Below are 10,904 nucleotides of genomic sequence, written 5' to 3'. Positions count from 1 at the left end.
AGATACGTGCTCTGATCCTTCAACTCAGCAAAAGTTCGATTTATTCAACAAAGCCGTCTCCCGTATGACGGGTTCTATTTAAGATGATGTTAATTTCAGTATCTGTTATTACAGTTGGGTATCGGTGATGCTGCCAACTTACTGATTTAGTGTATGATGGTGTTTTTGAGGTGCTCCAGTGGCTTCTGTTTCTATGGGGTCAGTTTGGATATCGAAAATTATTGTACGTTAAGGTCGTTTTTTGACCTTTCTACTTTAGCTGGCCTCAGCCGACGAAACTTACCGGAGGCCGGTATTCTGTTGTTTTTCCAGATGTAATCGCCTGTCAGATTGATATGCTCCCAGCCTAACGGCGACAAATGTGACAGCAGTTGCTCGTTGATCTTCACCCCTTTACGCTTCAGGGCATCGACCGCTCTTTCCATATACACTGTATTCCACAGCGAGATAGTTGCTGTCAGCAGCGTCAGTCCACTGGCGCGGTAGCTCTGATTTTCCGGTTTACGATCCCTGATTTCACCCAGACGGTGCAGGAATACCGCGCGCGCTAGAGAGAGCTCCCATCGCTGCGCGACGGGCCCCAACCGGAGAACCAAGTTAGTTACAGCATTCAAATGAAAATTCATCATAAAACCGGCGCCGGTTTGCCAGCCAGGAGCCCCTCCCCACCACTGAAAAGCGCCGCCGCCCCCGGCCGAAGGCCGGGAGTAGTGTCGCTTTTAATGATGGGTGTTGTAACTACTCTTCGTCATCTCTGTGAGTAGTGTCGCGGTAAGTTCTGGGATACACGCTCGTAAGCGGCCCTAACGGCCCGCTAACGCGGAGATACGCCCCGACTGCGGCTGTCGCCTTGCCGGGACCACTCCGACCGCGTACAGAGGCATCTGAGCCGTTTTTAGCGGGTATAGCTTTGCAGGGAAGGGGGTGGGTGAGGCAGAACCTGTCAAAACAGCAGCCGGCTGCGCCGGGCGACGGCGCCATTTACCCGCAGTACTCCATTCAACTTCAGCTGGCGCCTCCATGCCGCTGACGCGGCATTATCTATACTTTAAGTCTGGCCACTGGAGGTAACCATGTGCGGACGTTTTTCTCAGTCTATGACGCGGGAAGAGTATCTTTCTCTCCTCGCCAATGAAGCCGATCGAAATATTGCCTACGGGCTTTGTTGAATAAATCAGATTTCGGGTAAGTCTCCCCCGTAGCGGGTTGTGTTTTCAGGCAATACGCACGCTTTCAGGCATACCTGCTTTCGTCATTTTGTTCAGCGCTCGTACCAGGGCCATAGCCTCTGCAACCTGACCATCGTAGTCACGCAGTGTCAGTGAACCTCCGAACAGCTGTTTTACCCGGTACATCGCCGTTTCCGCTATCGAGCGACGGTTGTAATCTGTTGTCCATTTCCACCGCGCATTACTCCCGGTCATTCGCTGATTAGCCACTGCACGGTTACGGTCTGCATATTCACCGGGCCAGTAACCCGCACCTTTTCGGGGAGGGATAAGCGCGCTGATTTTCTTACGCCGCAGTTCATCGTGACAGAGCCGGGTGTCGTAAGCGCCGTCTGCCGATGCTGCCCTGATTTTTCTGTGAGTCTGCCGGATAAGACCCGGGAAGGCTTCTGAGTCCGTCACATTGTTCAGGGGGTCTGACGCTCAGTGGAACGAAAACTCACGTTAAGGGATTTTGGTCATGAGATTATCAAAAAGGATCTTCACCTAGATCCTTTTAAATTAAAAATGAAGTTTTAAATCAATCTAAAGTATATATGAGTAAACTTGGTCTGACAGTTACCAATGCTTAATCAGTGAGGCACCTATCTCAGCGATCTGTCTATTTCGTTCATCCATAGTTGCCTGACTCCCCGTCGTGTAGATAACTACGATACGGGAGGGCTTACCATCTGGCCCCAGTGCTGCAATGATACCGCGAGACCCACGCTCACCGGCTCCAGATTTATCAGCAATAAACCAGCCAGCCGGAAGGGCCGAGCGCAGAAGTGGTCCTGCAACTTTATCCGCCTCCATCCAGTCTATTAATTGTTGCCGGGAAGCTAGAGTAAGTAGTTCGCCAGTTAATAGTTTGCGCAACGTTGTTGCCATTGCTGCAGGCATCGTGGTGTCACGCTCGTCGTTTGGTATGGCTTCATTCAGCTCCGGTTCCCAACGATCAAGGCGAGTTACATGATCCCCCATGTTGTGCAAAAAAGCGGTTAGCTCCTTCGGTCCTCCGATCGTTGTCAGAAGTAAGTTGGCAGCAGTGTTATCACTCATGGTTATGGCGGCACTGTTGCAAATAGTCGGTGGTGATAAACTTATCATCCCCTTTTGCTGATGGAGCTGCACATGAACCCATTCAAAGGCCGGCATTTTCAGCGTGACATCATTCTGTGGGCCGTACGCTGGTACTGCAAATACGGCATCAGTTACCGTGAGCTGCAGGAGATGCTGGCTGAACGCGGAGTGAATGTCGATCACTCCACGATTTACCGCTGGGTTCAGCGTTATGCGCCTGAAATGGAAAAACGGCTGCGCTGGTACTGGCGTAACCCTTCCGATCTTTGCCCGTGGCACATGGATGAAACCTACGTGAAGGTCAATGGCCGCTGGGCGTATCTGTACCGGGCCGTCGACAGCCGGGGCCGCACTGTCGATTTTTATCTCTCCTCCCGTCGTAACAGCAAAGCTGCATACCGGTTTCTGGGTAAAATCCTCAACAACGTGAAGAAGTGGCAGATCCCGCGATTCATCAACACGGATAAAGCGCCCGCCTATGGTCGCGCGCTTGCTCTGCTCAAACGCGAAGGCCGGTGCCCGTCTGACGTTGAACACCGACAGATTAAGTACCGGAACAACGTGATTGAATGCGATCATGGCAAACTGAAACGGATAATCGGCGCCACGCTGGGATTTAAATCCATGAAGACGGCTTACGCCACCATCAAAGGTATTGAGGTGATGCGTGCACTACGCAAAGGCCAGGCCTCAGCATTTTATTATGGTGATCCCCTGGGCGAAATGCGCCTGGTAAGCAGAGTTTTTGAAATGTAAGGCCTTTGAATAAGACAAAAGGCTGCCTCATCGCTAACTTTGCAACAGTGCCGTCTATTAATTGTTGCCGGGAAGCTAGAGTAAGTAGTTCGCCAGTTAATAGTTTGCGCAACGTTGTTGCCATTGCTGCAGGCATCGTGGTGTCACGCTCGTCGTTTGGTATGGCTTCATTCAGCTCCGGTTCCCAACGATCAAGGCGAGTTACATGATCCCCCATGTTGTGCAAAAAAGCGGTTAGCTCCTTCGGTCCTCCGATCGTTGTCAGAAGTAAGTTGGCCGCAGTGTTATCACTCATGGTTATGGCAGCACTGCATAATTCTCTTACTGTCATGCCATCCGTAAGATGCTTTTCTGTGACTGGTGAGTACTCAACCAAGTCATTCTGAGAATAGTGTATGCGGCGACCGAGTTGCTCTTGCCCGGCGTCAACACGGGATAATACCGCACCACATAGCAGAACTTTAAAAGTGCTCATCATTGGAAAACGTTCTTCGGGGCGAAAACTCTCAAGGATCTTACCGCTGTTGAGATCCAGTTCGATGTAACCCACTCGTGCACCCAACTGATCTTCAGCATCTTTTACTTTCACCAGCGTTTCTGGGTGAGCAAAAACAGGAAGGCAAAATGCCGCAAAAAAGGGAATAAGGGCGACACGGAAATGTTGAATACTCATACTCTTCCTTTTTCAATATTATTGAAGCATTTATCAGGGTTATTGTCTCATGAGCGGATACATATTTGAATGTATTTAGAAAAATAAACAAATAGGGGTTCCGCGCACATTTCCCCGAAAAGTGCCACCTGACGTCTAAGAAACCATTATTATCATGACATTAACCTATAAAAATAGGCGTATCACGAGGCCCTTTCGTCTTCAAGAATTTTATAAACCGTGGAGCGGGCAATACTGAGCTGATGAGCAATTTCCGTTGCACCAGTGCCCTTCTGATGAAGCGTCAGCACGACGTTCCTGTCCACGGTACGCCTGCGGCCAAATTTGATTCCTTTCAGCTTTGCTTCCTGTCGGCCCTCATTCGTGCGCTCTAGGATCCTCCGGCGTTCAGCCTGTGCCACAGCCGACAGGATGGTGACCACCATTTGCCCCATATCACCGTCGGTACTGATCCCGTCATCAATGAACCGGACTGCCACGCCCTGAGCGTCAAATTCCTTTATCAGTTGGATCATATCGGCAGTGTCGCGGCCAAGACGGTCGAGCTTCTTAACCAGAATGACATCACCTTCCTCCACCTTCATCCTCAGCAAATCCAGCCCTTCCCGATCTGTTGAACTGCCGGATGCCTTATCGGTAAATATACGGTTTGCTTTCACACCTGCGTCTTTGAGTGCTCTGACCTGAAGATCAAGAGACTGCTGACTGGTTGAGACCCGAGCGTAACCAAAAAGTCGCATAAAAATGTACCTTAAATCGAATATCGGACAACTCATGTCTATTATTACAAATTTACGATTTAATAGACATATTAATGTAACAGTTTTACGATGTCCGATAATTTATAACATTTCGTACGGTTGGAAAAATGTTACTAAATGCCCGTCAGGCAGGGAGGCCGATATGCCCGTTGACTTTCTGACCACTGAGCAGACTGAAAGCTATGGCAGATTCACCGGTGAACCGGATGAGCTTCAGCTGGCACGATATTTTCACCTTGATGAAGCAGACAAGGAATTTATCGGAAAAAGCAGAGGTGATCACAACCGTCTGGGCATTGCCCTGCAAATTGGATGTGTCCGTTTTCTGGGCACCTTCCTCACCGATATGAATCATATTCCTTCCGGCGTCCGGCATTTTACCGCCAGACAGCTCGGGATTCGTGATATCACCGTTCTTGCAGAATACGGTCAGAGGGAAAATACCCGCCGTGAGCATGCAGCGCTGATACGTCAGCACTATCAGTATCGTGAATTTGCCTGGCCCTGGACATTTCGCCTTACCCGTCTTTTATATACCCGGAGCTGGATAAGCAACGAACGTCCTGGCCTGCTTTTCGATCTGGCGACAGGGTGGCTTATGCAACATCGTATTATTCTCCCCGGAGCCACTACGCTGACCCGGTTGATTTCAGAGGTAAGGGAAAAGGCGACGTTGCGCCTGTGGAACAAACTGGCACTGATACCGTCAGCCGAACAGCGTTCACAGCTGGAGATGCTGCTGGGGCCAACTGATTGCAGCCGCCTGTCTTTACTGGAATCACTGAAAAAGGGCCCTGTGACCATCAGTGGTCCGGCGTTTAATGAAGCAATTGAACGCTGGAAAACTCTGAACGATTTTGGCCTGCATGCTGAAAACCTGAGTACACTCCCGGCTGTGCGCCTGAAAAATCTCGCACGTTATGCTGGTATGACTTCGGTGTTCAATATTGCCAGGATGTCACCGCAGAAAAGGATGGCGGTTCTGGTTGCCTTTGTCCTTGCATGGGAAACGCTGGCGCTGGATGATGCATTGGACGTTCTGGACGCCATGCTGGCCGTTATCATCCGTGACGCCAGAAAGATTGGGCAGAAAAAACGGCTCCGCTCGCTGAAGGATCTGGATAAATCTGCATTGGCGCTCGCCAGCGCATGTTCGTACCTGCTGAAAGAAGAAACACCGGACGAATCGATTCGTGCTGAGGTGTTCAGCTACATCCCAAGGCAAAAGCTGGCTGAAATCATCACGCTTGTCCGTGAAATTGCCCGGCCCTCAGACGATAATTTTCATGAAGAAATGGTGGAGCAGTACGGGCGCGTTCGTCGTTTCCTGCCCCATCTGCTGAATACCGTTAAATTTTCATCCGCACCTGCCGGGGTTACCACTCTGAATGCCTGTGACTACCTCAGCCGGGAGTTCAGCTCACGGCGGCAGTTTTTTGACGACGCACCAACGGAAATTATCAGTCGGTCATGGAAACGGCTGGTGATTAACAAGGAAAAACATATCACCCGCAGGGGATACACGCTCTGCTTTCTCAGTAAACTGCAGGATAGTCTGAGGCGGAGGGATGTCTACGTTACCGGCAGTAACCGGTGGGGAGATCCTCGTGCAAGATTACTACAGGGTGCTGACTGGCAGGCAAACCGGATTAAGGTTTATCGTTCTTTGGGGCACCCGACAGACCCGCAGGAAGCAATAAAATCTCTGGGTCATCAGCTTGATAGTCGTTACAGACAGGTTGCTGCACGTCTTTGCGAAAATGAGGCTGTCGAACTCGATGTTTCTGGCCCGAAGCCCCGGTTGACAATTTCTCCCCTCGCCAGTCTTGATGAGCCGGACAGTCTGAAACGACTGAGCAAAATGATCAGTGATCTACTCCCTCCGGTGGATTTAACGGAGTTGCTGCTCGAAATTAACGCCCATACCGGATTTGCTGATGAGTTTTTCCATGCTAGTGAAGCCAGTGCCAGAGTTGATGATCTGCCCGTCAGCATCAGCGCCGTGCTGATGGCTGAAGCCTGCAATATCGGTCTGGAACCACTGATCAGATCAAATGTTCCTGCACTGACCCGACACCGGCTGAACTGGACAAAAGCGAACTATCTGCGGGCTGAAACTATCACCAGCGCTAATGCCAGACTGGTTGATTTTCAGGCAACGCTGCCACTGGCACAGATATGGGGTGGAGGAGAAGTGGCATCTGCAGATGGAATGCGCTTTGTTACGCCAGTCAGAACAATCAATGCCGGACCGAACCGCAAATACTTTGGTAATAACAGAGGGATCACCTGGTACAACTTTGTGTCCGATCAGTATTCCGGCTTTCATGGCATCGTTATACCGGGGACGCTGAGGGACTCTATCTTTGTGCTGGAAGGTCTTCTGGAACAGGAGACCGGGCTGAATCCAACCGAAATTATGACCGATACAGCAGGTGCCAGCGAACTTGTCTTTGGCCTTTTCTGGCTGCTGGGATACCAGTTTTCTCCACGCCTGGCTGATGCCGGTGCTTCGGTTTTCTGGCGAATGGACCATGATGCCGACTATGGCGTGCTGAATGATATTGCCAGAGGGCAATCAGATCCCCGAAAAATAGTCCTTCAGTGGGACGAAATGATCCGGACCGCTGGCTCCCTGAAGCTGGGCAAAGTACAGGTTTCAGTGCTGGTCCGTTCATTGCTGAAAAGTGAACGTCCTTCCGGACTGACTCAGGCAATCATTGAAGTGGGGCGCATCAACAAAACGCTGTATCTGCTTAATTATATTGATGATGAAGATTACCGCCGGCGCATTCTGACCCAGCTTAATCGGGGAGAAAGTCGCCATGCCGTTGCCAGAGCCATCTGTCACGGTCAAAAAGGTGAGATAAGAAAACGATATACCGACGGTCAGGAAGATCAACTGGGCACACTGGGGCTGGTCACTAACGCCGTCGTGTTATGGAACACTATTTATATGCAGGCAGCCCTGGATCATCTCCGGGCGCAGGGTGAAACACTGAATGATGAAGATATCGCACGCCTCTCCCCGCTTTGCCACGGACATATCAATATGCTCGGCCATTATTCCTTCACGCTGGCAGAACTGGTGACCAAAGGACATCTGAGACCATTAAAAGAGGCGTCAGAGGCAGAAAACGTTGCTTAACGTGAGTTTTCGTTCCACTGAGCGTCAGACCCCTTCAGCGACAGGTCTGCACAGATGATTTCATGTGTGTTGCTGTCAACTGCCAGATGCAACTTTCGCCATATACGACGGCGTTCCTGGCCATGCTTTTTGACTTTCCACTCGCCTTCACCAAAGACCTTCAGCCCGGTGGAATCAATCACCAGATGCGCGATTTCACCCCGGGTGAACGTTTTGAAACTGACGTTAACCGACTTTGCCCGCCTGCTGACACAGCTGTAATCCGGGCAGCGTAGCGGAACGTTCATCAGAGAAAAAATGGAATCAATAAAGCCCTGCGCAGCGCGCAGGGTCAGCCTGAATACGCGTTTAATGACCAGCACAGTCGTGATGGCAAGGTCAGAATAGCGCTGAGGTCTGCCTCGTGAAGAAGGTGTTGCTGACTCATACCAGGCCTGAATAGCTTCATCATCCAGCCAGAAAGTTATGGAGCCACGGTTGATGAGGGCTTTATTGTAGGTGGGCCAGTTGGTTATTTTGAACTTTTGCTTTGCCACGGAACGGTCTGCGTTGTCGGGAAGATGCGTGATCTGATCCTTCAACTCAGCAAAAGTTCGATTTATTCAACAAAGCCCATTCAGTCCTCAATTTGTGCATTTTTTAAACGAAAAAAGGGTGTCTAATACGGTGAAATCATAGTATTACCAAAGTAATAAATAAAAAGTTATTTAAATCAGTAATTTAGATTTGATTTGTAATACCTGGGTAATACCGCAGCATGGCTAAATTTTGTTTTTTTTCTTTTAAATCAGTGCAATAGCGTGATTTATCACGCTGCGTTAGGTGTATAGCAGGTTAAGGGATAAAAAATCATCTTTTTTTGGTAGGGCGATCTCCGTAGGTTAAGGGGCATTTGGCTAAAAAGCGTCCTATTCTTTGATGGTCATGCTTGCATGACCATCTGAGCAACCAAAAACTACAGATAAACTACAGATAAACTACAAAAAACGTTTTGCCTTAGTGTTGTAAGACTACAAATAGACTACAATAAAACTACAAATAAACTACAAAAAACGTGACAGACTACAAATAGACTACAATAAAACTACAGATAAACTACAAAACTCGATTGACCCCTTCTTACGAGTGTTGTAGAGTCATTTTCATACAACGGAGGGGGTTATGAATAAACCAGCAGATCTGAAACCCCGCAACTTATCGGCTGCTGTCAGATTGCGCCTAAATGAAATCGAGAACTGGCTGGACAGAGGGCTAACGCGGCATGAAATTGCTGAAATCCTCGACAGCGAATACAGCTTTTCGGTAACAGCCAAAGGGCTTGAGATGGCACTGTATAGAACGCGGCAAAACCGAAAAAATGTATTGCACAATACGCATGATAAGAGTAGCGCGAAGGGTGCAGCGGAAAGTGTATTGCACAATACACAACCGTCTGAGCCTGAAGTGCAGGAAAGTAAAAAAGCAGAGAGTCCCGGCATTATTGATAAAGAATTCTTCAAGAAAATCGGTGAGAATTTCGACCCTAAGAAGTTCAACAAAAAATTCTGAGGTGATTTATGAAAGTAGCGGTAATTAATTACAGTGGCAGTGTTCGTAAAACCTTAATTTCATCTTACCTGTTAGCCCCGCGCGGCTTTGTTGAATAAATCAGATTTCGGGTAAGTCTCCCCCGTAGCGGGTTGTGTTTTCAGGCAATACGCACGCTTTCAGGCATACCTGCTTTCGTCATTTTGTTCAGCGCTCGTACCAGGGCCATAGCCTCTGCAACCTGACCATCGTAGTCACGCAGTGTCAGTGAACCTCCGAACAGCTGTTTTACCCGGTACATCGCCGTTTCCGCTATCGAGCGACGGTTGTAATCTGTTGTCCATTTCCACCGCGCATTACTCCCGGTCAGCCGCTGATTCGCAACAGCACGGTTACGGTCTGCATATTCACCGGGCCAGTAACCCGCGCCTTTTCGGGGCGGGATAAGCGCGCTGATTTTCTTACGCCGCAGTTCATCGTGACAGAGTTGGGTGTCGTAAGCGCCGTCTGCCGATGCTGCCCTGATTTTTCTGTGAGTCTGCCGGATAAGACCCGGGAAGGCTTCTGAGTCCGTCACATTGTTCAGCGACAGGTTTGCACAGATGATTTCATGTGTGTTGCTGTCAACTGCCAGATGCAACTTTCGCCATATACGACGGCGTTCCTGGCCATGCTTTTTGACTTTCCATTCGCCTTCACCAAAGACCTTCAGCCCGGTGGAATCAATCACCAGATGCGCGATTTCACCCCGGGTGAACGTTTTGAAACTGACATTAACCGACTTTGCGCGCTTGCTGACACTGGTGTAATCCGGGCAGCGCAACGGAACATTTATCAGTGTAAAAATGGAATCAATAAAACCCTGTGCAGCCCGCAGGGTCAGCCTGAACACGCGTTTAATGACCAGAACGGTGGTGACGGCGAGATCAGAATAGCGCTGAGGTCTTCCCCGTGATGAAGGCGTTGCCGACTCATACCAGGCCTGAATAGCTTCATCATCCAGCCAGAAAGTTATGGAGCCACGGTTGATGAGGGCTTTATTGTAGGTGGGCCAGTTGGTTATTTTGAACTTTTGCTTTGCCACGGAATGGTCTGCGTTGTCGGGAAGATGCGTGATCTGATCCTTCAACTCAGCAAAAGTTCGATTTATTCAACAAAGCCGTCTGTGTTGTAAAATGGCGCCGAAAGCCCGGCGTAGCCGGTTGCCGGGCTATAAATTCTGCCACCCTACCCCCTGCCCTGATTAGCCTTAACTCGCGAACAGCAATGAAGAAGTCAAAGTAATCCCTTTTAACCCCGGTGAGCGGGCTTTACGGCGTTTACGACGTAAAGGGCGTGATTTCCGGGGCCTAAGCGGCGGCAGCTTGCTGCTGACGCTTAGGGGGATGTTCATCAACTATTTCAGCGACACCAGGGAACTTAACACGGTAGCTGCAAAGCCCTAATCCCGCTCACCGCCACGCAGCTGCCGTACGTCCCCCACGGGGGTGCGCAGTGCTGCGCGCGGGAACGGCGGCCCGTCTGCGGGACGCGGCGCCGTACTGCGCGTTAGCGGCCGCACGCGGCCGGTTACGGGGGACACTCCGCCATACGACCAGCGACCCGCTGAGCTGCACAATCCACAGATAACACAAGCTACATACATGTCGATATGGGAATCGGCCCACCTTGCCGGGCGCCGGTGCCGTGTGGAAATCCGCCCACCTTGCCGCGCGCCGGTGCCGTGTGGGAATCCGCCCACCTTGCCG

At 50.2% G+C, this 10,904-nt stretch carries 6 protein-coding genes and 5 pseudogenes; 4 read left to right on the top strand and 7 right to left on the bottom strand.

Going from position 1 to position 10,904, the window contains the following annotated elements:
* Positions 1 to 218: 218 nt before the first annotated feature.
* A pseudogene (locus ABLV11_RS06635) lies at positions 219 to 554 on the bottom strand (Tn3 family transposase); the annotation flags it as partial.
* A gap of 519 nt (positions 555 to 1,073) precedes the next feature.
* On the opposite strand from ABLV11_RS06635, the pseudogene ABLV11_RS06630 reads away from it, so the two are divergent.
* Positions 1,074 to 1,157, top strand: a pseudogene (locus ABLV11_RS06630) (SOS response-associated peptidase); the annotation flags it as partial.
* Between the two features lie 57 nt (positions 1,158 to 1,214).
* On the opposite strand, the pseudogene ABLV11_RS06625 reads toward ABLV11_RS06630, so the two are convergent.
* A pseudogene (locus tag ABLV11_RS06625) lies at positions 1,215 to 1,640 on the bottom strand (IS5-like element IS903 family transposase); the annotation flags it as partial.
* Positions 1,641 to 1,787: 147 nt separating this feature from the next.
* Positions 1,788 to 2,294: pseudogene (locus ABLV11_RS06620) on the bottom strand (serine hydrolase); the annotation flags it as partial.
* A gap of 48 nt (positions 2,295 to 2,342) precedes the next feature.
* Between ABLV11_RS06620 and ABLV11_RS06615 the strand changes: the two are divergent.
* Positions 2,343 to 3,047 (top strand): IS6-like element IS26 family transposase, encoded by a 705-nt coding sequence (locus ABLV11_RS06615; RefSeq protein ID WP_001067855.1) that lies wholly within the window; start codon positions 2,343 to 2,345, stop codon positions 3,045 to 3,047.
* On the opposite strand, the gene bla is transcribed toward ABLV11_RS06615, so the two are convergent.
* Complete coding sequence (gene bla / locus ABLV11_RS06610) at positions 2,938 to 3,720, bottom strand: class A beta-lactamase (protein WP_348855232.1); 783 nt, start codon at positions 3,718 to 3,720, stop codon at positions 2,938 to 2,940. The two genes, ABLV11_RS06615 and bla, sit on opposite strands and share 110 nt — an antisense overlap.
* A 182-nt stretch (positions 3,721 to 3,902) precedes the next feature.
* Positions 3,903 to 4,460 carry a recombinase family protein gene (locus tag ABLV11_RS06605; RefSeq protein WP_001235713.1) on the bottom strand — a complete coding sequence of 186 codons (558 nt, stop codon included), beginning with the start codon at positions 4,458 to 4,460 and terminating at the stop codon, positions 3,903 to 3,905.
* A 163-nt stretch (positions 4,461 to 4,623) separates the two neighbouring features.
* On the opposite strand from ABLV11_RS06605, the gene ABLV11_RS06600 reads away from it, so the two are divergent.
* Entirely contained in the window at positions 4,624 to 7,629 is a 3,006-nt protein-coding gene (locus ABLV11_RS06600) for a Tn3-like element Tn3 family transposase (protein ID WP_001143760.1), read from the top strand.
* Between the two features lie 35 nt (positions 7,630 to 7,664).
* On the opposite strand, the pseudogene ABLV11_RS06595 reads toward ABLV11_RS06600, so the two are convergent.
* Positions 7,665 to 8,210 (bottom strand): annotated as a pseudogene (locus ABLV11_RS06595) (IS5 family transposase); the annotation flags it as partial.
* A gap of 580 nt (positions 8,211 to 8,790) precedes the next feature.
* On the opposite strand from ABLV11_RS06595, the gene stbA reads away from it, so the two are divergent.
* Positions 8,791 to 9,177: a plasmid stabilization protein StbA gene (gene stbA, locus ABLV11_RS06590; RefSeq protein WP_001039464.1), complete on the top strand. Its 387-nt coding sequence runs from the start codon at positions 8,791 to 8,793 to the stop codon at positions 9,175 to 9,177.
* Between the two features lie 139 nt (positions 9,178 to 9,316).
* Here the strand turns inward: stbA and ABLV11_RS06585 are convergent, their stop codons facing one another.
* Positions 9,317 to 10,285, bottom strand: a complete 969-nt coding sequence (locus tag ABLV11_RS06585) for an IS5 family transposase (RefSeq protein ID WP_348855230.1) — start codon at positions 10,283 to 10,285, stop codon at positions 9,317 to 9,319.
* Between the last annotated feature and the right edge of the window lie 619 nt (positions 10,286 to 10,904).

The sequence above is a fragment of the Klebsiella sp. GW_Kp181 genome, assembly GCF_040062315.1.
GTDB lineage: Bacteria > Pseudomonadota > Gammaproteobacteria > Enterobacterales > Enterobacteriaceae > Klebsiella > Klebsiella oxytoca.
The sequence above is the reverse complement of the archived record's forward strand: the minus strand, read 5'-3'. Positions and strand labels throughout refer to the sequence as shown.